28 protein-coding genes are annotated in these 23,817 nt (G+C 29.1%); 17 read left to right on the top strand and 11 right to left on the bottom strand.

What is annotated here, in order from left to right; genetic code table 11:
- Nucleotides 1-83: 83 nt before the first annotated feature.
- The gene (locus SIB45_RS07430) at nt 84-1,469 is read right to left on the bottom strand and encodes a pyridoxal phosphate-dependent decarboxylase family protein (RefSeq protein ID WP_011862913.1); all 1,386 of its coding nucleotides are present in this window, start codon (nt 1,467-1,469) and stop codon (nt 84-86) included.
- Between the two features lie 43 nt (nt 1,470-1,512).
- Between SIB45_RS07430 and SIB45_RS07425 the strand changes: the two genes are divergently transcribed.
- Nucleotides 1,513-2,028, top strand: a complete 516-nt coding sequence (locus SIB45_RS07425; RefSeq protein ID WP_011862912.1) for a nucleoside deaminase — start codon at nt 1,513-1,515, stop codon at nt 2,026-2,028.
- Here the strand turns inward: SIB45_RS07425 and SIB45_RS07420 are convergent.
- Nucleotides 2,003-3,187, bottom strand: coding sequence for a pyridoxal-phosphate-dependent aminotransferase family protein (locus tag SIB45_RS07420; RefSeq protein WP_011862911.1), 1,185 nt, complete (start codon nt 3,185-3,187; stop codon nt 2,003-2,005). The genes SIB45_RS07425 and SIB45_RS07420 overlap by 26 nt on opposite strands.
- Before the next feature lie 213 nt (nt 3,188-3,400).
- Here SIB45_RS07420 and glnA point away from each other — a divergent pair, with 213 nt between their 5' ends.
- The 3 genes from glnA to SIB45_RS07405 all read left to right on the top strand — a co-directional run bounded on the left by glnA (nt 3,401) and on the right by SIB45_RS07405 (nt 6,256).
- Nucleotides 3,401-4,822 carry a type I glutamate--ammonia ligase gene (gene glnA, locus SIB45_RS07415; protein ID WP_413682120.1) on the top strand — a complete coding sequence of 474 codons (1,422 nt, stop codon included), beginning with the start codon at nt 3,401-3,403 and terminating at the stop codon, nt 4,820-4,822.
- A gap of 102 nt (nt 4,823-4,924) precedes the next feature.
- Nucleotides 4,925-5,980 (top strand): class I SAM-dependent methyltransferase, encoded by a 1,056-nt coding sequence (locus tag SIB45_RS07410; protein WP_011862909.1) that lies wholly within the window; start codon nt 4,925-4,927, stop codon nt 5,978-5,980.
- Nucleotides 5,981-5,992: 12 nt separating this feature from the next.
- The gene (locus SIB45_RS07405) at nt 5,993-6,256 is read left to right on the top strand and encodes a DUF6439 family protein (protein ID WP_011862908.1); all 264 of its coding nucleotides are present in this window, start codon (nt 5,993-5,995) and stop codon (nt 6,254-6,256) included.
- Here the strand turns inward: SIB45_RS07405 and SIB45_RS07400 are convergent.
- Nucleotides 6,235-6,669: an ATP-binding protein gene (locus SIB45_RS07400; RefSeq protein ID WP_011862907.1), complete on the bottom strand. Its 435-nt coding sequence runs from the start codon at nt 6,667-6,669 to the stop codon at nt 6,235-6,237. The genes SIB45_RS07405 and SIB45_RS07400 overlap by 22 nt on opposite strands.
- 48 nt (nt 6,670-6,717) lie before the next feature.
- Nucleotides 6,718-7,437: a GUN4 domain-containing protein gene (locus SIB45_RS07395; RefSeq protein WP_011862906.1), complete on the bottom strand. Its 720-nt coding sequence runs from the start codon at nt 7,435-7,437 to the stop codon at nt 6,718-6,720.
- A 36-nt stretch (nt 7,438-7,473) separates the two neighbouring features.
- Between SIB45_RS07395 and mnmH the strand changes: the two genes are divergently transcribed.
- The 3 genes from mnmH to SIB45_RS07380 are packed head-to-tail and all read left to right on the top strand — an operon-like array spanning nt 7,474 to nt 9,985.
- On the top strand, nt 7,474-8,514 hold the full coding sequence (gene mnmH / locus SIB45_RS07390; RefSeq protein WP_011862905.1) for a tRNA 2-selenouridine(34) synthase MnmH: 1,041 nt from the start codon (nt 7,474-7,476) through the stop codon (nt 8,512-8,514).
- 60 nt (nt 8,515-8,574) lie between these two features.
- Entirely contained in the window at nt 8,575-8,928 is a 354-nt protein-coding gene (psb28, locus tag SIB45_RS07385; RefSeq protein ID WP_011862904.1) for a photosystem II reaction center protein Psb28, read from the top strand.
- A 13-nt stretch (nt 8,929-8,941) separates the two neighbouring features.
- Entirely contained in the window at nt 8,942-9,985 is a 1,044-nt protein-coding gene (locus tag SIB45_RS07380) for an AI-2E family transporter (protein ID WP_011862903.1), read from the top strand.
- A gap of 204 nt (nt 9,986-10,189) precedes the next feature.
- On the opposite strand, the gene secF is transcribed toward SIB45_RS07380, so the two are convergent.
- The 6 genes from secF to rsmA all read right to left on the bottom strand — a co-directional run bounded on the left by secF (nt 10,190) and on the right by rsmA (nt 15,858).
- Nucleotides 10,190-11,104, bottom strand: coding sequence for a protein translocase subunit SecF (secF, locus tag SIB45_RS07375; RefSeq protein WP_011862901.1), 915 nt, complete (start codon nt 11,102-11,104; stop codon nt 10,190-10,192).
- A gap of 27 nt (nt 11,105-11,131) precedes the next feature.
- Nucleotides 11,132-12,595, bottom strand: coding sequence for a protein translocase subunit SecD (gene secD / locus SIB45_RS07370; protein WP_011862900.1), 1,464 nt, complete (start codon nt 12,593-12,595; stop codon nt 11,132-11,134).
- 3 nt (nt 12,596-12,598) lie between these two features.
- Nucleotides 12,599-13,582 carry a pyruvate dehydrogenase complex E1 component subunit beta gene (locus SIB45_RS07365; RefSeq protein ID WP_011862899.1) on the bottom strand — a complete coding sequence of 328 codons (984 nt, stop codon included), beginning with the start codon at nt 13,580-13,582 and terminating at the stop codon, nt 12,599-12,601.
- Nucleotides 13,583-13,761: 179 nt separating this feature from the next.
- Entirely contained in the window at nt 13,762-14,064 is a 303-nt protein-coding gene (locus tag SIB45_RS07360; protein WP_011862898.1) for a DUF3082 domain-containing protein, read from the bottom strand.
- 20 nt (nt 14,065-14,084) lie between these two features.
- Nucleotides 14,085-15,020, bottom strand: a complete 936-nt coding sequence (ispE, locus tag SIB45_RS07355; RefSeq protein ID WP_011862897.1) for a 4-(cytidine 5'-diphospho)-2-C-methyl-D-erythritol kinase — start codon at nt 15,018-15,020, stop codon at nt 14,085-14,087.
- Nucleotides 15,021-15,033: 13 nt separating this feature from the next.
- Complete coding sequence (rsmA, locus tag SIB45_RS07350) at nt 15,034-15,858, bottom strand: 16S rRNA (adenine(1518)-N(6)/adenine(1519)-N(6))-dimethyltransferase RsmA (protein ID WP_011862896.1); 825 nt, start codon at nt 15,856-15,858, stop codon at nt 15,034-15,036.
- Between the two features lie 56 nt (nt 15,859-15,914).
- Here rsmA and SIB45_RS07345 point away from each other — a divergent pair, with 56 nt between their 5' ends.
- The 5 genes from SIB45_RS07345 to SIB45_RS07325 all read left to right on the top strand — a co-directional run bounded on the left by SIB45_RS07345 (nt 15,915) and on the right by SIB45_RS07325 (nt 18,959).
- Nucleotides 15,915-16,247 carry a hypothetical protein gene (locus tag SIB45_RS07345; RefSeq protein ID WP_011862895.1) on the top strand — a complete coding sequence of 111 codons (333 nt, stop codon included), beginning with the start codon at nt 15,915-15,917 and terminating at the stop codon, nt 16,245-16,247.
- A 19-nt stretch (nt 16,248-16,266) separates the two neighbouring features.
- Entirely contained in the window at nt 16,267-16,683 is a 417-nt protein-coding gene (locus SIB45_RS07340) for a 23S rRNA (pseudouridine(1915)-N(3))-methyltransferase RlmH (protein WP_011862894.1), read from the top strand.
- A 98-nt stretch (nt 16,684-16,781) separates the two neighbouring features.
- Nucleotides 16,782-17,198, top strand: coding sequence for a LexA family protein (locus SIB45_RS07335; RefSeq protein ID WP_011862893.1), 417 nt, complete (start codon nt 16,782-16,784; stop codon nt 17,196-17,198).
- The gene (locus SIB45_RS07330) at nt 17,195-18,481 is read left to right on the top strand and encodes a Y-family DNA polymerase (protein ID WP_011862892.1); all 1,287 of its coding nucleotides are present in this window, start codon (nt 17,195-17,197) and stop codon (nt 18,479-18,481) included. The genes SIB45_RS07335 and SIB45_RS07330 overlap by 4 nt, the downstream gene beginning before the upstream one ends.
- A 10-nt stretch (nt 18,482-18,491) precedes the next feature.
- Nucleotides 18,492-18,959, top strand: coding sequence for a serine hydroxymethyltransferase (locus tag SIB45_RS07325; protein ID WP_413682119.1), 468 nt, complete (start codon nt 18,492-18,494; stop codon nt 18,957-18,959).
- A 16-nt stretch (nt 18,960-18,975) separates the two neighbouring features.
- On the opposite strand, the gene dnaG is transcribed toward SIB45_RS07325, so the two are convergent.
- Nucleotides 18,976-21,009, bottom strand: a complete 2,034-nt coding sequence (dnaG, locus tag SIB45_RS07320) for a DNA primase (RefSeq protein WP_011862890.1) — start codon at nt 21,007-21,009, stop codon at nt 18,976-18,978.
- A gap of 96 nt (nt 21,010-21,105) precedes the next feature.
- Here dnaG and SIB45_RS07315 point away from each other — a divergent pair, with 96 nt between their 5' ends.
- From SIB45_RS07315 to SIB45_RS07295, 5 genes are read left to right on the top strand one after another with little or no spacing between them, the layout of a single operon-like run.
- Nucleotides 21,106-21,996 carry a DMT family transporter gene (locus SIB45_RS07315; RefSeq protein WP_011862889.1) on the top strand — a complete coding sequence of 297 codons (891 nt, stop codon included), beginning with the start codon at nt 21,106-21,108 and terminating at the stop codon, nt 21,994-21,996.
- Between the two features lie 19 nt (nt 21,997-22,015).
- The gene (locus SIB45_RS07310) at nt 22,016-22,378 is read left to right on the top strand and encodes a glycine zipper 2TM domain-containing protein (RefSeq protein ID WP_011862888.1); all 363 of its coding nucleotides are present in this window, start codon (nt 22,016-22,018) and stop codon (nt 22,376-22,378) included.
- Nucleotides 22,379-23,056, top strand: a complete 678-nt coding sequence (gene ruvA / locus SIB45_RS07305; RefSeq protein ID WP_011862887.1) for a Holliday junction branch migration protein RuvA — start codon at nt 22,379-22,381, stop codon at nt 23,054-23,056.
- A 32-nt stretch (nt 23,057-23,088) separates the two neighbouring features.
- The gene (gene rpsO, locus SIB45_RS07300; RefSeq protein ID WP_011862886.1) at nt 23,089-23,358 is read left to right on the top strand and encodes a 30S ribosomal protein S15; all 270 of its coding nucleotides are present in this window, start codon (nt 23,089-23,091) and stop codon (nt 23,356-23,358) included.
- 9 nt (nt 23,359-23,367) lie between these two features.
- Nucleotides 23,368-23,817, top strand: a complete 450-nt coding sequence (locus tag SIB45_RS07295) for a PAM68 family protein (protein WP_011862885.1) — start codon at nt 23,368-23,370, stop codon at nt 23,815-23,817.

Raw genomic sequence — 23,817 nt, 5'->3', positions numbered from 1 at the left:
AATAGTAAATAAGCAATGCAAATAGCTATAGAGATAAACCCTGTTACTTTTGCAATAATTTTTGGTCTTCCCATATTCATTAGTTAAGCATCAAGAAGTCTCAAAAGTTCTTCAATATGAGAATCCTTTGTATTGTAATTTCCCATGACAACCCTTAAAAAATATCTACCTTTAAATTTTGGTCTGGAAAGCATAAAATTATTATTACTTAGTTCATTTACTTTAGTTTGAGTCCATGCATCAGAGTCTTTTTGCTCAAGTTTATTTGGTAAGAATGAAACAATATGAAGAGGACCTGAATATATATCAAATTTATTTTTACTAATATTTTTTACAAAAAATTCTTTTCTTTTAATTGATGTTTTTAATATATTTTCTATTCCTTTGAGACCTAAAAAACGTAACCCAAGCCATAGTTTGATAACCTCTGCAGGTCTAGAACCTTGTATGCCTATTTCTCCTCTATTTATAATATTTTCTTTAGATGACATATAAGGTAGTCCAGTATTAAAAGTATTTTCTAAAGTACTCATATTTGAAACCAATAACAAAGATGAAGTCTTTGTAATACCAATAATTTTTTGTGGATTTATCGTTATCGAATTAGCCTGATTAATATTATTTAGACCTTCTACTGGAATAGAAGTTATAGCAAAAATCCCTCCAATTGAACCATCAATATGTAACCATATGTTTCTTTGTTTACAGATTTCACTTATTTCTTTAATAGGATCAATGGCTCCTCTTACAGTTGTCCCAAGAGTGGCAACAATAGCAAATATTTTTTTATTTTCTGTTGAACATTTATCTAAAGAGTTTCTCAGATCGTTTATATCCATTCGACCATGATTATCAGTTTTAATCCTGACAAGATTCCTAGTATCAAGACCCATTACTTTTATACATTTAACGAAAGAAGAATGAGCATCTTCACTAACAAGTAATACAGAATTAGGATTTGTAGCTAATCCAGCATTATTTCTAGCTGCAATAAGTGCATTCAGATTACTTAATGTACCTCCGCTAGCAGCTATACCTCCTGAGGAATCATTAAACCCTATTTTCTTGGCAATCCATTTGCATAATGATTCCTCAAGCAAGGTTACACTTGGTGATAATTCGTATGCAAGAAGATTATTATTTAAACCAGCAGCAATCAAATCTCCCAAAATAGAGAAAATTAATGGTGGGGGATCAAGGTGAGCTAGTGAGCCAGGATGAACGGGATTAAATGAATTATTCAAAAGAGATTCAATCTCAGAAAACAAATCTTCCTCAGAGTTACCATCTTCCGAAGGCATAATACAATTGAAACTCTCATCAAAAGGTAAAGGACCATTTTTATCTGCTTTAGAGTACCAGTCACAAAGAATTTGAGTTGTTTTGTTTAGGAGAGTAATTAAGTTATCGTTAGTCCCTGAATACGAAGGGAAGTATATATCTTTTTTATTAATTAAATCTTCAGTCATCAGATAAGATATCTATTAATAAGTTTATTCTTAATATTTGTAAATGAGGTATATTTTTGAAAATGTAAATAGTAATTATGATGAACAGAAAGGAACAAATACTCTAAAATACACCAAATGGATGAGTTCTATTTTAAGAAGATCAGAAGAAATTGGAAAAGTTGAGTTACCAATCTGTTCAATAATTTTAGATGAGAGAGGAAGATGTATTGGAAGAGGGGTTAATAGGAGAAATATAAATAATGATCCATTGGGTCATGCTGAAATTATGGCACTAAGGCAGGCATCTCTAATAAAAAATGATTGGAGATTTAATGAATGTATTATCATCACAAATTTAGAACCATGTACTATGTGTGCTTCGGCACTTATACAGGCAAGGATGGGTAAAGTTGTTTTTGGGGCCTACGATAAAAAAAGAGGTGGATTGGGCGGCTCAATTGATTTATCGAAGCATAAAAGTTCTCATCACAAAATGGAAATCGTAGGAGGTATTTTAGAAGACGAATGCTGTAAAAATTTACAATTATGGTTTAAAAAGTTGAGGACTCAAAAATAGAATATTTTTTTAATTCAGTATCAAATAGGTTTAATAATCTATCTACATTCTCCTCACTTGAGTTAAAGCCCATTAATCCTATGCGCCAAACCTTACCAGACAATTCTCCAAGTCCATTTCCTATTTCTATTCCAAATTTTCTTAAAAGATGATTTCTAAAACCATCTCCATCTACTGCAGGTGGGATCTTAACTGTTGTAAGAGTTGGCAATCTATAATCCTCTGATACATGTAATTCCATGCCTAGACTTTCTAATCCTTTCCAAAGTTTCTTTGCATTAGTATTATGTCTATACCAAACATTATCTAAACCACCATTTGCAATTAATCGTAAACCTTCTCGAATAGCAAAATTCATATTTACAGGGGCCGTATGATGATAAACGCGATCAGAACCCCAATATTTATTTAAAAGAGATAAATCTAAATACCAGTTTGGGACTTTTGTTTTTCTTGAACTTAGTTTATCTTCAGCTCTCTTATTCATTGTAAAAGGACTTAGTCCAGGCGGACAGCTTAATCCTTTCTGGCTACAACTATATGCTAAATCTATTTTCCATTCATCTATCAATAGTTCAAGAGCGCCGAGGGATGTAACTGCGTCAACTAAAAACAAGCAGTTATTTTTTCTACATACTTCACCAATTCCATTAAGAGGTTGTAAAACCCCACTTGATGTTTCAGCATGGACGATAGCAAAAATTGCTGGTTTTTTAGTTTCTATTTCATACTTGATTTCTTCATAAGAAAAGGATTCACCCCAAGGTTTTTCCATAACAGATACATCTGCTTTATATCTTGTTGCCATATCAACAAGTCTGTCTCCAAAATATCCTTTTTTAGCGATAAGAATTTTTTCTCCCTCCTCTATAAAATTAGCTATTGAGGCTTCCATAGCTGCACTTCCAGTGCCACTCATTGGAAGAGTCAGACGATTATTACATTGCCAGGTATATCTAAGAAGTTGTTGAACGTCAGACATCAATGAAATATATGCTTCATCTAAGTGGCCAATAGGATTCAAAGAAAGAGCGCTTAAGACTTCTGGATGTGCGTTTGAAGGACCAGGACCTAATAAAAGTCTAGAGGGAACATAAGTCTTTGAGAAATGAGAAAAATTCTCTTCATTTAAAGCCGAAATAATTTTTGCTTCCGTCAAAGCATTACATTCAATTACTTTTAAATTAAACTAATATCTCCATATAAGCGATATTTATTTAAAGAAATTAATTCAATTTAAATATTTAAGTAAACAATTATTAAACTTATGACTTGAAACACTAAAAGAAGACATCAAGTCTTAAAAAAAGTTACCGTTGATACATAACAAGAATCATCAAGTTATTAATTTCATATAAGGTATTACAAAACTATGTCTAAATCCCCTCAAGATGTTTTAAGTCAAATTAAAGACGAAGGAATTGAACTCATCGATTTAAAATTCACTGATATTCATGGAAAATGGCAACATTTAACCCTTACCTCAGACATGATAGAGGAGGATTCTTTTACAGAAGGTTTGGCATTTGATGGCTCATCAATAAGAGGTTGGAAAGCAATTAATGCCTCGGATATGTCAATGGTTCCCGATGCAAGTACAGCTTGGATAGATCCTTTTTATAAACATAAAACTTTAAGTATGATTTGCTCTATTCAAGAGCCAAGAAGCGGGGAACCTTATGATAGGTGTCCAAGAGCATTAGCTCAAAAGGCTTTAAAATATTTAGACTCGACTGGTATAGCAGATACTGCATTTTTTGGACCAGAACCAGAATTCTTTTTATTTGATGATGTTAGATATGACTCTAAAGAAGGAGGTTGTTTTTATAGTGTAGATACTATTGAAGCTCCATGGAATACAGGGAGAATTGAAGAAGGGGGAAACCTTGGATACAAAATACAATATAAAGAAGGATATTTTCCAGTAGCTCCAAATGATACTGCGCAAGATATCAGATCTGAGATGCTACTTCTTGTGGGTGAATTAGGTATCCCCACCGAAAAACATCACCATGAAGTTGCTGGTGCAGGCCAACACGAGCTTGGAATGAAATTTGATTCGTTAATAAATGCTGCTGATAACGTTATGACTTATAAATACGTTGTCAGAAATGTTGCAAAAAAATATGGAAAAACAGCAACATTTATGCCAAAACCTGTTTTTAACGATAACGGAACAGGAATGCATGTTCACCAAAGTTTATGGAAGAGTGGACAGCCACTATTCTTTGGTGAAGGATCATATGCAAATTTATCTCAAACAGCAAGATGGTACATCGGAGGCATACTTAAACATGCGCCATCATTCTTAGCATTTACTAACCCAACTACTAATAGTTATAAACGATTGGTTCCAGGATTCGAAGCACCAGTAAATCTAGTTTATTCTGAGGGTAATAGATCAGCTGCGGTAAGAATACCCTTAACAGGACCAAGCCCCAAAGCTAAGAGATTAGAATTCAGATCAGGTGACGCACTTGCAAATCCTTACTTAGCATTCTCTGTAATGATGCTTGCTGGTATTGATGGAATTAAAAATCAAATTGACCCTGGTGATGGAGTAGATGTAGATTTATTTGAACTTCCAGCTGATGAACTTGCAAAAATCGATACAGTCCCTTCATCTCTAAATGATTCACTTAATGCGCTAAAAGCAGATAAGGATTATCTATTAGCTGGTGGAGTATTTACTGAAGATTTTATTGATAACTTTATCGATATAAAATACGAAGAGGTACAACAACTAAGACAAAGGCCTCATCCACATGAATTCTTCATGTATTACGATGCATAAATAAAAGAAAACAATATTTTAAATTAATCAATTTGAGAAATATCACAAAATATTCTCAAATTGATTTTTTTTTTGTTGGAATATACATATATAAATCGAAAAATGGCTAGGGAATCAATTTCAAAAATTGCATATAAAACGCTACAACAAAGTAAAAGCATTGCAGGTTTCGCTCACAAGCAGATTAGTTCAAGATTAATGAACTTTATTCTTCCCGATTCTAAACTTGAAAATTTTAATATAGACAGAGATCTTCTTATGCAAATCCAAAATTCAATGGATTTATTAAGAGAGGAAGATTGGAATGATGCAGAAAAAAATATATATCCAAAAAAATTATTGTTTGACGAACCATGGCTTAGATATCTAACTCAATATCCTAAAATTTGGCTTGATATGCCTAATACATGGGATAGACGCAGAAAACAAAACTTTGATGATCTTCCAAAATCAATTGATAAAGATAATTATCCTCAATATTACTTGAGAAATTTTCATCATCAAACAGATGGTTATTTATCAGATTTTTCAGCTAGCATTTATGACCTGCAAGTTGAGATACTTTTCAATGGTAGTGCCGACTCAATGAGGAGAAGAATAATTAAGCCAATAAAAGAAGGACTTGAAATTTTTAGAGATAGAAAAAAAAGTTCTATAAAAATACTTGATGTGGCTACAGGATCAGGAAGAACATTAAAACAATTAAGAGCAGCATTTCCTAAAGAAAAAATTACAGGCATTGATTTATCTGATTCATACTTAAAAGAAGCAAGTAGATATATTTCAGATTTGGATGGAGATTTAATTCAGTTGATAAAAGGTAATGCTGAGGAATTACCTTTTGAAAATGAAAGTTTTCAATGCATTTCTTGTGTTTACCTATTTCATGAATTACCCAGAACAATTAGAGCTAAAGTATTAAATGAATTTTTTAGAGTTCTTGAACCCGGCGGAATATTAGTATTAGCTGATTCAATTCAAATAAGTGATTCACCTGACTTTACATCCGTAATGGAAAGCTTCTATAAATCTTTTCATGAGCCTTTTTATTGTGATTACATAAAAGAGGATATAGATTCTAAAATTGAGGATGTGGGGTTTAAAGATGTAAAATCAAATTCCTTTTTTATGACCAAAATATGGTCTGCTGTAAAGTAAAAAAAAACTTCTATGACTTATTGGGATAAAGATACTATTCAACTTGTTCAAAGTCTTAATGACAAATTAAAGATTGATCATTCTAAATGGCATAAAGATAAAGGAAATAAATATAAAAGAGCTGCAGAACTAATTTCGGCTGGATTATGCCATTTAATTATATCTTGCAATGACAAGGAAACTATTGAGTATATAGAAGAAAGTATTAATTGGTTAAAAGAAATAAACGTGGATCAACCTTGCCCTAGTAAGAATCACCTTTTTAAAGCCAACTGAAGCCTATTACCTTTACTACTCCATCTAATATCATCAAAACATTCATTAATAATGTATAGGCCACGGCCGTTTACACTAGTTATTTTTTTGGGTAATTTGTAGTCTCTTTTTTTTATTTCTATACCATTCCCTTGATCTTGAATTTGCCAAACACACCAATTAGGAGTAATTATTCTTCTTACTCTAATATTTTTTTTAGGATCTAATTTATTTCCATGTTTTACAGCGTTAACTAGAGCTTCATGTAAACCAAGTTTTATAAGATAGCTTGATTGAGAATTTTTAATAGGTTCTAATAATTGATCGACAAATTCATTTAACTGTAATGATGATTCGAATTCGTAGTTTGACCAGTTAATTTTTGGTCTTTTAAAAAATCTTTTTAAAATATTTTTGCCCCGGAATAAGGACATAATAATATTTTTACACTGTCTTAATTTTAACTTATTAAATACCTAAATTTAAAGAATATTATTGTGTCTCTTTGAAATAGCAGGATGCCGTAGGATGGAGTCCATAAGTCTTACTCCTCTTAGTTGATTTATTAAGGGCATATGTCCATCAGGCGCATCCAATGACCAGCAAAAAGATCCAGGATATCTAGTCCATAAGCCCTCTTTTTTCCAACCTATTTTCGGCCACATTAATTCATATTTTTTCCCTACTGATTTTAATATCTTTGCTTGAATTGAAAATCCAAATCTACCAGTAGAATAAATAGTCCATAATCTATCCATTGTTTCTAGATCTTTTCCTGACATATTTTTAACTTCACTGTAGAAAACATATCCACGTTTTTCAGCTAATTTTCCTGCTAATTTTCGTAAGTAGGAACTTGTTAATCTATCTGCATCTTCAAATTTTTGCTCAACTAACATCAATTGCAAATCTTCATAATTAATATCAATATCTGAATATGTATTAAACCAATTATTGAATTTAGAGTTTTCAAAGAATTCTGGCTTAAATTTTTTTAAAACTTGCAATATCCAACCAGCAGCCCAGTCATCTCCTTCTCTATCAAACATATCAAACAGTGATGGGCCAAGATTAAAAATATTTTCGACTTCAGATTCTATTTGAGTTAATGAATTTATTCTTTTTCTTTGATTGGAATCTACAAATTTTTTTATAAGTTCTAATGTAGCATTACTATAGTTATCCTGTTCTTTGTTATTCATTTTAAAAAATTCAATCTAAAAAAATAAAAACTATCCATGTATTTCAAAAGAAAAGAACTAGAGAAATTTAGATGTTTTAAAGGACCACTTATAGATGTTAGGAGCCCGAGTGAATATTATAAAGGACACATGCCTAATTCTATTAATATTCCTCTATTTGATGATGATGAGAGATCTATAATTGGTACAATTTACAAAAAAGAAGGTAGAAGAAAAGCAGTCATAGAGGGATTAAAATTTTTTGAAAATAAAATGGAATTACTTCTTGATAATTTATTCAAGAGTATTGAGTCTCATACTACTATTCCTAATAAAAATAATGAATTATTTATCAGGATATATTGCTCTAGAGGAGGAATGCGTTCACAAAGTATTGGATGGTTATTAGATAAATTTAAATTAAATATAGTTACACTTAATGGCGGATACAAAATATATAGAAGATGGGTATTAGATAGTTTTTCAAATAAGTTGAATTTAGTAGTTATTGGCGGGAAAACAGGAACAGGGAAGACAAGATTATTATCATTACTTGATAAATATAAATATCAAACTATTGATCTTGAAGGATTTGCTTGTCATAGAGGAAGTACATTTGGAGGTTTAGGAATGAAAAAACAACCTTCAAATGAACAATTTGAAAATATAATTGCAGAAAAATTAAATTCTTTTAAATTTTCTAATAATATTTTTGTAGAAGCTGAAAGTGCAAATATAGGTAAATGTAAAATTCCTCATGAATTCTTCAATCAGATGAAAAACTCTAGGAGGATTGAAATTATAAGGAGTGAATCTAACAGGTTAGATGAGTTAATAGATACTTATAGTGTATTTAAAAAAGAGGAACTCCAAGAATCAGTACTAAGGATAAAAAAAAGACTAGGACCGCAAAGAACAAAAATAGCTCTTGAATCAATTCATAATGAGAAATGGGACTTAGTTTGCAAATCAGTTTTAGATTATTACGATAAGTGTTATGAATATGAAAAGGTTGGCAAAACTAATATAGAGATAATAGATTTAACTGATAAAAAATATGATAAAAGTATCCTAGAGTTAATAAATAATGTTTTATAAAATAACTACAAACGAATATGAAAAATATTTCCTAATATAAAAAATTATTGACCAAATATTATGACGACAAATAAAACTGCAAAAATACAATTTTATGAGGGAACTGATGAACCAGTAGTGCCTGAAATAAGACTAACTAGGAGTAAAGATGGTACCACCGGTCAAGCATTATTTTTGTTTGAAAAACCTCAGGCATTATCTTCAATTACAGACGGTGAAATCACAGGTATGCGGATGATAGATTCCGAAGGTGAAATATTAACTAGAGAAGTTAAAGTAAAGTTTGTTGATGGAGAACCAATATTTTTAGAAGCGGTTTATATTTGGAAGAACACACCAGACTTTGACAGATTTATGAGATTTGCAAATAGTTATGCCAAATCAAATGGATTAGGATATTCTGAAAAGAAGTAGAAAATCATGAAAATTGAATAGTTTATCATATTTCAAGTTAGTAGTAATATTAATCACTTTATTAATAGTATGGACGCTAAAGGATTTTCTCCTACTAATAATTTGTGCTTTAGTAATTTCAAATATTGTATGTAATTTATCTAATCAAATCCAAAAAGGTTTGAAAATTCCTCGATCGATTTCATTGTTTCTTGTCTTAGCCGCCATATCAGTAATAATATTTACTATTTTTATTATTGTATTACCTCCGTTTATAAAAGAATTCAATGAAATACTAGTTGAAATTCCAAATGGTTTATCAAAAATAAATACATTGATCAATACAAATCTGAACAAATTTAATAGCTTATTTTATGGCGAACAATCAGAAAATGTTATAGACATATTCAGTCTAATTAATAATGTAGTTACCATTCCAGATGTCTCAACTATTGCAAAAGCTATTCAAGAAAGTTTTAAGAATTTAATTAATATTGCGGGGAATCTAGGTTCAGGTCTTTTGAGATTAATATTCGTATTAGCAGTGAGTTTGATGATTTCTATTGAACCAAAACAATATAAAGAAAATATACTTCTATTAATACCAAAAAATTACCGTAATAAATTTAGAAATATTCTGGAAAAATGCAATATTGCATTAGCAAATTGGACCTTTTCTATGGTTATAAGCTCATTATCAGTAGGTTTATTATCATTAATAGTTTTATCTATATTAGATGTCAAATACGTTGTCTCGAATGCTTTAATAGCAATGGTTCTTAATATAATTCCGAATATAGGTCCAGTTATTAGTGGTATATTTCCAATCTCAATTGCACTACTAGATAATTTTTGGAAACCACTGGCAGTTTTAGGATCATATGTAATCATTCAAAATATTGAAAGCTATATCATAATGCCATCTATAATGAAGAAAAAAGCAAACCTACTTCCTGGTTTGACATTAATATCACAATTTGGATTTACCTTCATTTTTGGTCCATTAGGCTTAATACTTTCTCTTCCATTAGCAGTAGTAATACAGGTTTTAATCAAAGAATCATTTAAAGATATTTAAAAACTACTTAATTAATTTTTTATATAAATATGGGTATGAAAAAAGTATAAAGATAGCTAAGGGATGTTTACCAATAGCAAAATATAGAGAACTAAAAGTAAAATGATCAAATAATATTCTTAGCTCAGTAGAAAGATCTATTAAAACTAAAGAAAATAAAATTATCAAATAGTAATTTAATTTCATAAAACGAGAAGCTTAAGCTCAATCTTTAAGCAACAAAGATGGAGCCAATAAAATACTTGAATAACTTCCAACAATAATTCCTAATGATAAGGCCAAGGAAAACCAAAATAGCGAGTAAGATCCAAACAAAATTATGCTTAATAAAGGGATAAGGGTTGTAATACTGGTAAAAGTTGTTCTCCTAAATGATTCGTTTACTGATAATTGAATAGTTTCGTTATAGCCTTCTTCCTTTGATTTTAAATTCTCACGAATTCTATCAAAAATAACAACAGTATCATTTACAGAATAACCAGCAATAGTTAATAAGGACACCGCAAATAAACTATTTACCTCGACAGATAATATAATTCCCAACCAGGAAAATATACCGAAAACAATTAATAAATCATGGAATAAAGCTAATAATGCAAATAATGCATATTTTTTATCAAACCTAATAGTTATATATAAAGATATTGCAAATAAAGAAACCAACAATGAAGTAACACAATTGGTTAGTAATCTTTTCCCAAGCTTTGGGCCTATTAATCTTGAATCTTTACTCTCATAATTTAGAGGTCCAATAATATTATCAAGATTAGTAATTAGATTATTTGATTCTTCGATACTCAAATAAGGTGTTCTAATAGAAATTAATTTATTATTATTTTGGAATTGTAATTTAATATTATTTATAAAGTTTTTATTACTAGAGATATCTCTTAAATTTTCTAAAACTGAATCAGGGGAAAGATTAGAACATTCTTCTTCACAAACTCTTTCAATTCTTAGTTCATTTCCTCCAACAAAATCCATCCCTAAATTTATAGGTTTCTTATAAGAAGTATTAAAAGTTGAATATAAAATTCCTAAAAGACTTAACAAAATAAGAAAAGTTGAAAAACTAATTATCTTTCTTTTATTCTTTATTAGTTGAAGATTGTATTTCATAGGAAATTAGAAACAAAAAAATTAATTTTAAAAATTATTCTTGGGTAGATAGAGATTTTTTTGCCTTAAAGATTGATATGTTGTAAAAAATCGCAAAATAGTCTTAGAACAATTTAATGAGGTAAACAAGCTAATTAAGACTCCAATACCTAATGTTGCTGCAAAACCCTTAACAAAATTTGTTCCTAATAAAAACAATACAAAACAACTAAGAAGAGTTGTAATATGGCCATCAACTATGGATGAATTAGCTCTCTGAAAACCGCTATCAATAGATCTTGTTAGAGTATTGCCTTCATATAATTCTTCTCTAATCCTCTCAAATATTAGAATATTTGCATCAACAGCCATACCAATACTTAGTATAAGCCCAGATATTCCCGGCAAGGTCAAAGTTACAGGAATTAGAGAATATATGGCTAAATTAAAGAAACCATAAAGTACTAGAGAAAGAACTGAAACAAAACCTAGAATTCTATAATTAAAAATCATAAAAATACCAACAAAAATTAACCCACTAATAGCTGCATAAAGACTTTTTAAAATATTTTTGGATCCCAACAGAGCCCCTATTGTGTTAGTTTCTACTATTTCAATTGGCAATGGCAATGAGCCTCCTTTAAGTTGAACTTCTAATTCTCTAGCATTTTCAGCACTAAAATTACCGCTTATTGTTGCTGATCCACCTGTAATCCCAGTACTAGCAAACTGCATACCAACACTGGCTTCACTTATTGATTCACCATCTAGAATGATAGCTAATAGTTGATTAGTACCAGCAATTGACTTTGTAATTTCTGCAAACTTTTCACCTCCTGAATTACTAAAAGTTAATAAAACCTCCCAATTACTATTTGTTTGTTCTTGTCTCCTTCCTACGTTAATAAGATCCTTACCTGATAAATCTGTTTTAATAAATAAATTTGTAATTTCGTTATCAACATATTTTTTGATTTCAATTAACTTCCCATATAAATCATTACTAGTAGATGAGTAATTCAATTCTTGCTCTATCTTTTTAAGATCATCTTTAATAACATTTAAGAAATTATCCTCATTTTGACTATTTTTTGCAAAGGAATATTGTTCCATTAAATCTTTAATACTCAATCTCTGTACTTGCAGGATTTTTAAATCTGTAGATGTTCCTTCTTTTTGAGTTCTAAATTCTAATAAAGCAGTCTTACCTAATACTCTTGAAGCAACTAATGGATTTTGTTCACCTGGCAATTCTAAAATCAATTGATCTCCACCGAGGGTCTGCAAATTAGACTCAGAAACTCCTAAATTGTTAACGCGCTTATCTATAACCGAATTAACTGCCTCAAGTTCATCCGTTGTTACCTTACCTTCATCTTTAATAATTTGTAGTGTAAGTTGAGAACCCCCTTGTAGATCCAATCCCAACTGTAAAGGATAATTTATTAATAGATAAACAGATAAAGTAAGTAGAAATATAATAAAAAAAAGCCAGCCTTGCCTTTTTTTCATTGCTTATATACTCCCACTAATTAAATCTTCAACTTTTTCAACTATTTGATGTGGTTGGATTATTGTCAAATTCTCAAGATTTCCATTATACGGAGTCGGAATATCCTGACTTGATAATCTAATTGGTCGGGCATCAAGATCATCAAAACACTCTTCTGTTATCAAGGCAATTAATTCTGCACCAATACCTCCAGTCTTCATACATTCTTCAACAATAATTACTTTATTTGTTTTTCTTATTGATTTTGAGATAGTTTCCATATCAAATGGTTTTAAACTTATTAAATCTATTAACTCAACATCAATTCCTTTTTTTTCTAATTCTTCAACAGCTTTAAGACAGTGATGTCTCATTCTTGAATAAGTTAATAAAGTAATGTCTTTACCTGCTTTTACAACGTCAGCCTGATCTAAAGCGCAAATATAATCACCCTCAGGTAATTCTTCAGACAAATTATATAGAAGAACATGTTCGAAAAATAGAACCGGATTATCATCTCTTATAGCAGCTTTCATTAAACCTTTGGCATTTGTGGGTGTACTACATGCAACGATTTTTATGCCAGGAACCGCATGAAAATATGCTTCAAGTCTTTGACTATGCTCAGCACCAAGTTGACGCCCAACTCCTCCAGGGCCTCGAACTACTGTTGGTATTTTATAATTTCCGCCACTTGTATATCTAAGCATACCCATATTATTTGATATCTGATTAAAAGCTAAAAGCAAAAAACCCATATTCATTCCTTCTACTATTGGTCTTAAGCCAGTCATTGCTGCACCCACAGCCATACCCGTAAAACTATTCTCTGCAATTGGAGTATCTAAGACTCTTAACTCTCCATATTTCTCATATAAATCCTTAGTTACCTTATAAGATCCTCCATATTGACCAACATCTTCCCCCATTACGCAAACATTTACATCATTTGCCATTTCTTCATCAATTGCCTCTTTCAAAGCATTAAATAATAATGTTCCAGCCACAATTAATTACCTAATTAATCACATATATAATCCTACCACTTTGAATAATTCAACCTCCTTCAGCGAAGGTTATGAGTAGTAATATTGATAAAATCATTCCGGGTGACAGCAAGAGGACTAAAAGGCCTAAGTCATGTAAAGACATTCAAAGAAAGTGTTTTCTTAATAATATTGCCAATTCAACTTTTCTTCACAATAAAACTTCGAATAAATACAATAAAAAGTCCTATACCTATAAAAGCAAAAGAGAAAGTTAGCAAAAAAGATAATCCAATTATTAAGGTATTAATACTAGAGGAAATATTTTGGACTATTTCAGAAGAATTAGATGGTTTATGTACTGAAAAATAAATTGCAATTTTATTACTTAAAAAATAAAAAAATATAAATAATAAAAAACTTGTTAATGATCCAACAATAAAATTTAAAGGTCCTTTCTCGGGAATATTTTTTTCAATATTCTCATTACTATTATCAGCCAAAATAGATTTTATATAAAAATTTAAATGAATGTTATTCCCTTTTCAAGGAAAGTGCAAACCCATGAATCATAGCCTTTATCTTTAAAAAATTTAGAATTAGCAGTTAATTCTTTTTTTGCAGTCTCTATATCTTTAAAGAGTGCAAAGCATGTAGGTCCTGATCCACTCATTGAAAATGTGAGACAATTTTCTAGTTTAGAAAGTAAATATAATGCCTGCTTTACAGAATCATTTTCATTTTCAACAACTAACTGCAAATCATTTTTAATAAATAAATGTTGATTATCAAAATTTAATTTATTCAAACCATTATCCCTTAAATTTTTTCTTATGTTCTCAATCATTTTTCTATCATTAAGATGATTATCACAAAATCTATTACTATATTTTTTATAAGTTTCAGCTGTAGATACTGATACATTTGGATTTTTTAAAAGAATTACTCCATATTCAAAGTTTGAATCTAATTTCTCCAAAATTTCTCCTCTTCCAAAACATAACTGAATGCCACCATTTATAAAAAAGGGAATATCAGATCCTAAAGTTGATGCTAATGAACATAATGTTCCATGATCTAAGTCCAAATTCCATAACTTATTAAGACCAATTAATGTTGCTGCTGCATTACTGGATCCACCAGCTAATCCTGCGCCAATTGGAATATTTTTTCTTAAAAATATATTCGCACCGTAATTTATATTTGAATTTTTTCTTAATAGATTTGCCGATTTAACAATTAAGTTATCATCAGACAAGCTTAAATCATTACAATCAGACTCAAGTTTAATTAAACCTTCATTATTTATTTCAAATTCTAAATAATCAGAAAGATCGATATTTTGCATAATCATTGCTAACTCATGAAATCCATCCTCTCTTTTACCAATAACTTCAAGGTGCAAATTTATTTTGGCAGGAGATTTTATCTTAATTTTCGGTTTAGCTAAATCTTGCATATACTTAAAATTTTTATTTTTTAATTTTAATACAATTTTCTGCAAGCTTAATCCATTGATCAATTGAAATATCTTGTGGTCTTAAATTAAAACAAACTTTTGAAGATTCAGATAATTCATTTATCTCTTCATTCGAAAGTATTGTATTAAGAGTATTTCTAAGCATTTTCCTTCTTGAATTAAATGAAATTCGAAGAAGTTTATCTATATATTTTTCTAGACTAATATCTAATCTTAAATCATTTTTAATTGGTTCGAAAACTACTAAAGAAGAAAAAACTTTTGGCGGTGGACTAAATGATGAAGGGGGCACATCACATATTCTTTTTATTTTTGATAAAAGTTGCATTCTTATACTAAGCGCACCAGCATTAGGACTACCTTCTTTTGACAAAATCCTATCTACAACATCTTTCTGCATTAAAAATATTATTTTTTCGTAATTATATTTTCTTATAATGCCCAATCTACCTATAAAAATATCCAATATTGGACCAGTTATATTGTAAGGAATATTTGCAATTACTTTTGTAATCTTCTTATTGATCGAATCTAAATTAACAGAGAGAATATCTCCCTGCTGCAGTGAAAACTTATCATTATTATTGAATTTATCATTTAATAAATTTATTAAATCTTTATCTAATTCAATTGCATGTAATTTTTTAATTTCTGAATTTAATAACTTAGATGTTAAAGCTCCTTTACCAGGACCAATTTCTAAAATAAAGTCATTTTCATTAAGAACAGCAATTTCTTTAATTTTTTCTAATATTTTTTTATTGACCAACCAATGTTGTCCAAATCTTTTTTTTTGATGATAGTTTTTAGAATTCATCTAAAAGATAAATAATATGTTTAAATTAAATATGAATTTATTTAATACTTTATATCATGAGCTTATCAAAAAAAAATTTAGATAAACTCAATAAATTTAAAAAAAATGAAAATTTAAATAACAAAATTAAGAATATAAATAATTACACAAATTTAACTAATAATGATAATTTAATCACCAATCCACTTAATTCAGAAGATCCCAATAATATTTTTTATTCGTTAATTGATAATTCAGAATCTTTAGAAGAGACTTCTAACGTTAATAATTCACTAAGAAAAAGTGAGATTAATCAAATTAATATGAATTCTAAAAAAGATAATTTTTCCAAGAAATTAACAACAGAAGAGGAACTATATGATGAATTTAATTATCTTCTTGATGAATAATTAGTTTTAATATTTACTTATGCTTCAGAGTAATAGATTAGCAATTTATGCTATCGGCAAAATAAAGAAACTTTGGATTAGAGATGGAATTAATCAATACAAAAAAAGAATGCCTGAACTTATCATTAATGAGTTAAAGACTTTTAATTTAAATAATCTTAGATCCAATAACAATATTATTATCTGCTTAAGTGAAGAAGGGAAACAGTTTAATTCAGTTGAACTATGTTCCTTACTCTTAAATTTTAAAAATAAAAAAATTAATTTCTTAATCGGTGATACTGATGGAGTTAGTTCAGATATAAAAGAAAAATCAGATCTTGTACTAAGCCTGTCTCCTCTAACTTTTCCTCATGAATTAGCTAGATTAATCCTAATCGAGCAAATCTATAGAGCTATTTCTATATCTAACAACTCCCCTTACCATCGTTCTTAAAAGATTAAATTCAATCTAAAATTAATCTATAAAAGTTTAATAACTAACTATTTTTTGATTTTTTGATATATAGTACATATATACTATTGATTTAAATCTTGGATTATTTTGATTCAACTACTAAAAAATTTAAAATCCCCTTATTAACTGATTCGGTATCAGCAGGGTTTCCTTCTCCTGCAGATGACTATGAAGAAGAAAATATTGATTTAAACGAACATTTAATATCTAATCCGTTTAGCACTTTTTTTCTTAGAGTTAAAGGTGACTCAATGGTAAATGCAGGAATTAAAGATAAAGATTTAATAATAGTAGACAAGAGCTTAACAGCCAGGCCAGGGAATATCATCATTGCAATGATAGACGGAGAATTTACAATAAAAAGATTATCTATAAAAAATAATGAATTATATTTAAAAGCAGAAAATCATAATTATCCTGATTTTAGATTTAAAAACCATATTGATGTACAGATATGGGGAGTTGTTATTTATTCAATACATAGCTATTTATGAGAATTTCAAATATTGATGCAATAGCTCTTATAGATGCTAATAATTTTTACGCGTCATGCGAACAAAATATTAATCCTCATTTGAGAAATAAACCAGTAGTAATTTTATCTAATAATGACGGATGTATCATTGCAAGAAGTCCTGAAGCGCGAGCTTTAAAAATTAAAATGGGAACTCCGTATTTTAAGGTCAAAGAAAGATTAAATAAATTAGATGTAGCAGTCTTAAGCTCAAACTACTCGCTTTACGGCGATATTAGCAGAAGACTAATGAATTTACTGAAAAACTATTGTGAAGATATAGAAATTTATTCTATTGACGAAGCATTCGTCTCGATTTGCAGGCCTAATGATGAAAATCTATATCCTTGGGCAAGAAGCATAAGATCATTAATATATCAGAATCTAGGGATTACCATAACAGTAGGAATAGGGGAAAATAAAGTAAGAGCAAAAATTGCTAATAAACTAGCTAAAAATATTGATTATTCAGCTGGAATATTTGATTTAGCTAGAACCGAAAATGAGAATAATTATTTGAAAGGAATTAGTATAGATAAGATATGGGGAGTCGGGAAACAAACCTCTAATTGGTTACAAAGTAAAGGTATTAAAAATGCGAGAGAACTAAGAGATATGGAAGAAAATGAAATCATTAAGAAATTAGGCATCGTAGGGAAAAGACTGCAATTAGAACTTAAAGGCCATAGATGCCTGCCCATAGAAAAAAACAAGAAATCAAAAAAAGAAATTCAGGTGAGCAGGAGTTTCGGCACGCCTATCACAAAATTAGAAGACTTAACTCAAGCACTGGCGGTTCACGCAATAAAAGCCTCTGAAAAAATGAGAAGTCAGAATTTGCAATCATCTGATATTAGAGTATTTGCCAGAACCAGTAAATATTCAAGTCAAAATTATCAAAGAAGTGCTCATAGAAAACTTACAAATGCAACAGATGACACAAATAAAATTTTAAAAATAGTAGTTGAATTATCTAAAGAAATTTATAATCCCGAATATAAATTCTCAAAAGCTGGCGTTTTAATGCAGGATTTAACTAATAGCGAATATTTACAGCAATCAGTTATCAATTACAAATCTCAGAAAGACTTAAAAAAATCAGCAAATCTTATGAGAACGATTGATTTATTAAATAAAAGATTTAATAACAATGCAATTACATGGGCCATTACAAAAAATCCACAAAGTTGGAAGATGAATAAGAATTTCTTAAGTCGCTCATCTACAACTGATATAGAACAAATCCCAACTATAATGAAGTAAACAAAATAGAATGGAATTTATATTATTTTTGAGCAAATTAGATAAAGAGATTCTTAACTTATTAAATAAAGCAAACTACATAGTTGAAGAAAATAAAATTGAATGTCTATTAAACAAGGAAATAAAAGGGCTACATAATTTTAAAGAAAATAAAATAATAATATGTACTGAAAACGCAAAAAGGAAAACAAATTATAGAAATAAGAATCAACAACCAAATAAAGATAACTTCAAAACAGAAAGGGCGGTAAGAAAAGTATTAAGACACGAAGCAACTCATGCGATACAAAAATGTAATAACAATAAAACAATAGGAGATATAAAAAAATTAGAAAGCAAATTGCATCAAAATAAAAGAAAAGCATTAGAGTTCTCTAGTTCAAATTTTTCTGGGACTTATGCGAAAGAAGTAGAAGCTTATGTTCTTGAAGATAAACCCAAAAAAGTTAAAAACTTGATTAAAAAATACTGCCTATAAATTAAAAATTTTTATATTAACTAGCGATGAAATTGCCACAACGTTGTTTATCTAAAAAATTAATATGTTGCCTTTCTAAGTAATATAATTCCTGAAATTTAATCGCATCTGCGTTTAAATCCTTAAAAAGATCATCTATCTCTTTATTTGTATTTGAAGAACCTGAAGAAGGATTATCAATTAAAATAGATATACAATTTTCTAAAGTTTTTAATCTTTGAGATCCCCAAGATTCGATTAAGTGTCTACATCTTTTAAGAGAATTATATTTCTCAAGAAGTGATAATGTTCCTAGTAAATTGTCTTTAGGATTACTCAGCAATGTTAAAAACAACTCATTTGGATTAATAAGAATGTTAATTTTATTTGATGATTCAGGATTATTGAGAGCTAAGTAATCAGGCAAAAGTGAAATTAAGTTAATAGAAGAAAAATCTTTTTGAAGATTTTGACTATTTGATTGTTTTAAATCATTTAAGTAGTTTAAACCTAAATTATTTTGTTCAATTTTTGAAATAGCTTCCCATAGACTTTGAATATAACTAGTATTAAATCCATTAATTTCTCTTTTCTGAAATTCATCACGAATAAATAGCCTAAGTTCTGGACAATGTAAATAATAAAAAATTATTTCCGATTCATTTTTCTCCCGTCGGGAAATTTCATTTGGTTGTTCAAATTTTTTTGATCTACCATGCCAACGAAATCCCTTTACTTGATTTCTTAAATCTTGTTCAAATTGTATTGCTAACCTAGCTTGTCCCTTACTTAATTTTTCGGAAACTTTTTGTAGATAATGAGTTCTGGTTGATGATTGAGGTAATTTACTCAACAATTTTACCAATGACGAAATAACACTCTGGAAAATTTCAGACTTAGTTAAATCTTTATCTTTAAAGATCTGATCAATCTCCCAATCAATCCAAAAGGATGAATTATCAATTAAATTAAAATAATCTTCAGGAGTATGGCTATTTAAATATTCGTCAGGATCTTTAAAATCACTTAGTTGAAGTATCTTAAGATTAATTTGATCATGAATGGATAGACTCTCGACTTCTTTAATTACTCTTTTTGTAGCTAAAATACCTGCATTATCAGAATCAAAATTCAAAATTATATTTTTATTATCTGTACATCTACATAATTGAGAAATTTGATACTTATTTAATGCGGTACCGAGAGAAGCCACAGAATTAGTAATACCCTTTGAATGAAGAGAAATAACATCAAAGTAGCCTTCAACAATAATAGCTTTATCTCTTTTCCTAATATTGCTAGAAGCTTTTTCAAATGCAAACAACATTTTGCCCTTTTCAAATATCTCTGATTCAGGAGAATTAAGGTATTTAGGTTCCTGACCATCAAGAGATCTTCCTCCAAAAGCAACTACTCTTCCCTGCATATCATGTATTGGAACAATTAATCTATTTCTAAAACGATCATAAATCTTGTCAGAATTATCTTTAGAAATTGCAAGGCCTGAAGCTAATATTAAATTAATAGGAAATTTTTCTACCTTGGATAGATAGTTAAATAAATCATTCCATGAATTTGGGGCAAAACCTAATTCAAAGTTATCAATAATCTTGTTACTCAAGTTTCTCTTTGATGTTAAATATTTCAATGCTTCAAGACCAAGAGAATTATTTAATTGAGACTTAAACCAATTTTTAGTGACTCTTAATATTTTATAAAGCTCTTCCTTTCTAGATAATTGTTTTTTATAAGCTTCTACTTGAGGTCCCTCGAGATTTTCAACATTAATATTATTTTTTTTAGCGAGAGAAAGTACAACATCTGAAAAATTTGCACGAGTAAATTCCATTAAAAATTTAATAGAGTTACCACCAGCACCACAAGAAAAACAATAATAGAATTGTTTACTAGGTGATACTGTCATAGATGGCTTAGTATCATCATGAAAAGGGCAAATCCCAACAAATTCTTTTCCTTTCTTCTTAAGAACAATATGTTCAGATATAACGTCAACAATATCTGCTTTTTCCTTAACCTCTTGAATAGTTCTTGGGTGTATAGAATGAACCATTGAGATTATTATCGAAAAATAAATAATGATTTATTTGTTATAGGTCAAAATCAAATAAGAATCTACTTAATTTCACAAAAAAATTATTTTTTTTAAATGATAAATATCGAAGAATTAGAAAAAAGAATTAATTCATTAAAAAAGTATAATTTGGTATTTGCCTCATTTTTCTTCAGTTTGATGACTTTGTGTGTAAAAAAAATTGATAAAAGGATAACTATTTATGAATTAGTTTTATTCAGATCATTGTTGAGTTTAATCATTACATTATTAATAATTAATATAAAAAATATAAATCCTTGGGGCAAAAATAGACCATTACTTATCTTAAGAGGTTTTTTAGGAACTTTAGCTTTAGTTTGTATTTTTTATGCGATAAGAAATATGCCTCTTAGTATATCTACAGTCATTCAGTATACATATCCAATTTTTATATCAATATTTGCTGGCATATTTATAAAAGAAAAAATAACGCGTAACATAATTATTGCTTTAATTATTGCCTGGATTGGAATACTAGTAATATTAAATCCAAGCCAATTATCAAATATAAACGTTGAAATTGAAATTATTTCGATTTTGATAGCATTTCTTGGAGCAATCTGCACCGCATTAGCTTACGTTACAGTTAAGAAACTTTCATTTAGTGAAGATATATATGTAATTATTGGATATTTTCCACTTATTTCTTTTATAACTCTATTACCAATTGTATTACTCAATTGGGTTACCCCAAATTTGAGTGAACTAGTTTGGATAATAGGAATTGGCTTATTTACACAATTAGGTCAGACTTTCTTAACTATAGGATTAAAAAATTTACCTGCTTCTGAAGCATCAATAATTAATTATTTACAAGTTTTATTTGGTTCAATTTGGGGGATTTTGTTTTTTAGCGAAATAATTAACATAAATTTTTTATTAGGCGCCTCACTAGTTTTATTAGGAACTATTATATCTACTACCAAAATAATCAAAAGGACATAGAATATTATTAGATAAAAAAATGATAATGAAATTTCACTATTTGGCTTTATTATTTTGTTTTTCTCCTATTGCTCAAGTTAATGCAACAACCCCAAAATCAGTAACTTGTACAAGAACCGAATATAGAGAAGAGTACATTCCTGGAACGAAATCAAACCCAGGATACGTTAAAAGTTATGAGGTAGACGTTGTAATACCCTGTGGAGGTCAAAACAAAGCTGAAAAAATAGATGATAATGATTGTAGTGAAGGTTCTGTTATAGGGGGTATTCTTGGTGCTGGAATTGCATTATCCTCATCTAGAGGGAAAGACAGGTTTTGGGCCGTACCAGCGGGCGGTACTGCAGGAGCTCTAATTGGATGTCAGGTGGATGGTGGTTAATTGATTAGTTGGATAAATGGAGATTTAGTTGATTTATGGCAAACTAATCAAAAATTTTTTGTTTTAATAAATTGTCAAGGATTAGGATACGAAATACAAATACTAGAATCCTTTTTTCTCAAATTAAGAAAAAATCAGATATCTACTAAAAACATCACTCTTTGGGTAAAGCATATAAAAAAAGAAGATTCAGATTTATTATTTGGCTTTACATCAAATGAGCAAAAGAATTTCTTTATTGAAATTTTAAGTATTCGAGGTGTTGGATCTCAAATTGGTATTGGGATATTAAACAAATTTTCTATTAGTGAAGTTATAAATGCAATAAAAACACAAGACAAAAAATTAATATGTTCTGTACCTGGTATAGGACAAAAAATGAGTGAGCGTTTAATTTTAGAATTAAAAAGTAAATTTAAAAGCGAAATATTATCTGAAGAAGAAAAAAGCAAAGGTGAACTTGAGATTAAGGATCCTGAAATAAATAAAATGATAGAAGACCTTCAGTTAACCCTTCAATCATTAAGTTACAAAAACAAAGAAATAAATAACATTTTGCCAATTATTATTAAAGAAATTGATCTCTTAGGTAAAAAAGAAAATAATTTATCATTTGAAAAACTATTGAAATTAGCTATGCGTTATCTAGATGAGGATAGTAGTAATATAGCTAGATGACGTAGTATCATAGATTAAAAGAAATAAATTTTATGTCATTAGATACAGCTGAAAAACAGAAGCTGATTGAAAATCATCAAGTACATCCGACTGATACAGGTTCAGCTGAAGTACAAGTAGCAATGCTTTCTAAAAGAATATCAAAATTAAGTGACCATCTTCAAGGAAACATTCATGATTTCGCTTCAAGGCAAGGATTATTAAAAATGATTGGTAAAAGGAAAAGATTACTGTCTTACTTAAAAGACAAAAACGTTCAAAAATATCAAGAACTAGTTAAGAAAATTGGAATCAGAGGATGATCTCAATTAATGAAAAAAAAGCAATCAAAAAAAAAGACTCAAAATAAAAAGAAAAAAAACTATTCTGAAACAACTGCTTTCGCTAACATAGAAAAAACATCTATTCCTCCAACCAAGCCAAAGCGATCATCAAGTGGCATCCCAAAATATGTTGCTGACAGAATGGCAAGAAGAATATTCTTTACAGCTGGAATACCGACAATATTAGGAATGTCTGTTTTTGTTGTTAGCTACATTATAGTTACAAGAAATATTGCTGAAATACCTCCTTCCTCAACCATTGCAATTTCAGCATTGTTTTTCTTGTTAGGTCTAGCAGGATTGAGTTTTGGAATATTATCAGCTAGTTGGGATAAAGAGCCTGGATCTTTTTTTGGTATTGAAAATATACCAATGAACATACAACGTGCAAAAGCTGCCTTTAAACCTGCAACTCAAAATTTTGAAGATAAAAGTTAA

The sequence above is a fragment of the Prochlorococcus sp. MIT 1304 genome (assembly GCF_047305015.1).
GTDB classification, from domain to species: domain Bacteria; phylum Cyanobacteriota; class Cyanobacteriia; order PCC-6307; family Cyanobiaceae; genus Prochlorococcus_A; species Prochlorococcus_A marinus_E.
This window is presented reverse-complemented; position numbering and strand designations above follow the sequence as displayed.

What these genes read in the sequence shown, in the direction of transcription:
- SIB45_RS07430 (WP_011862913.1), bottom strand. Translation starts at nt 1,469, where the DNA reads ATGACTGAAGATTTAATTAATAAAAAAGATATATACTTCCCTTCGTAT.
- SIB45_RS07425 (WP_011862912.1), top strand. Translation starts at nt 1,513, where the DNA reads ATGAGGTATATTTTTGAAAATGTAAATAGTAATTATGATGAACAGAAA.
- glnA (WP_413682120.1), top strand. Translation starts at nt 3,401, where the DNA reads ATGTCTAAATCCCCTCAAGATGTTTTAAGTCAAATTAAAGACGAAGGA.
- SIB45_RS07410 (WP_011862909.1), top strand. Translation starts at nt 4,925, where the DNA reads ATGGCTAGGGAATCAATTTCAAAAATTGCATATAAAACGCTACAACAA.
- SIB45_RS07405 (WP_011862908.1), top strand. Translation starts at nt 5,993, where the DNA reads ATGACTTATTGGGATAAAGATACTATTCAACTTGTTCAAAGTCTTAAT.
- SIB45_RS07400 (WP_011862907.1), bottom strand. Translation starts at nt 6,669, where the DNA reads ATGTCCTTATTCCGGGGCAAAAATATTTTAAAAAGATTTTTTAAAAGA.
- SIB45_RS07395 (WP_011862906.1), bottom strand. Translation starts at nt 7,437, where the DNA reads ATGAATAACAAAGAACAGGATAACTATAGTAATGCTACATTAGAACTT.
- mnmH (WP_011862905.1), top strand. Translation starts at nt 7,474, where the DNA reads ATGTATTTCAAAAGAAAAGAACTAGAGAAATTTAGATGTTTTAAAGGA.
- psb28 (WP_011862904.1), top strand. Translation starts at nt 8,575, where the DNA reads ATGACGACAAATAAAACTGCAAAAATACAATTTTATGAGGGAACTGAT.
- secF (WP_011862901.1), bottom strand. Translation starts at nt 11,104, where the DNA reads ATGAAATACAATCTTCAACTAATAAAGAATAAAAGAAAGATAATTAGT.
- secD (WP_011862900.1), bottom strand. Translation starts at nt 12,595, where the DNA reads ATGAAAAAAAGGCAAGGCTGGCTTTTTTTTATTATATTTCTACTTACT.
- ispE (WP_011862897.1), bottom strand. Translation starts at nt 15,020, where the DNA reads ATGCAAGATTTAGCTAAACCGAAAATTAAGATAAAATCTCCTGCCAAA.
- rsmA (WP_011862896.1), bottom strand. Translation starts at nt 15,858, where the DNA reads ATGAATTCTAAAAACTATCATCAAAAAAAAAGATTTGGACAACATTGG.
- SIB45_RS07345 (WP_011862895.1), top strand. Translation starts at nt 15,915, where the DNA reads ATGAGCTTATCAAAAAAAAATTTAGATAAACTCAATAAATTTAAAAAA.
- SIB45_RS07340 (WP_011862894.1), top strand. Translation starts at nt 16,267, where the DNA reads ATGCTTCAGAGTAATAGATTAGCAATTTATGCTATCGGCAAAATAAAG.
- SIB45_RS07330 (WP_011862892.1), top strand. Translation starts at nt 17,195, where the DNA reads ATGAGAATTTCAAATATTGATGCAATAGCTCTTATAGATGCTAATAAT.
- SIB45_RS07325 (WP_413682119.1), top strand. Translation starts at nt 18,492, where the DNA reads ATGGAATTTATATTATTTTTGAGCAAATTAGATAAAGAGATTCTTAAC.
- dnaG (WP_011862890.1), bottom strand. Translation starts at nt 21,009, where the DNA reads ATGGTTCATTCTATACACCCAAGAACTATTCAAGAGGTTAAGGAAAAA.
- SIB45_RS07315 (WP_011862889.1), top strand. Translation starts at nt 21,106, where the DNA reads ATGATAAATATCGAAGAATTAGAAAAAAGAATTAATTCATTAAAAAAG.
- SIB45_RS07310 (WP_011862888.1), top strand. Translation starts at nt 22,016, where the DNA reads ATGATAATGAAATTTCACTATTTGGCTTTATTATTTTGTTTTTCTCCT.
- rpsO (WP_011862886.1), top strand. Translation starts at nt 23,089, where the DNA reads ATGTCATTAGATACAGCTGAAAAACAGAAGCTGATTGAAAATCATCAA.
- SIB45_RS07295 (WP_011862885.1), top strand. Translation starts at nt 23,368, where the DNA reads ATGAAAAAAAAGCAATCAAAAAAAAAGACTCAAAATAAAAAGAAAAAA.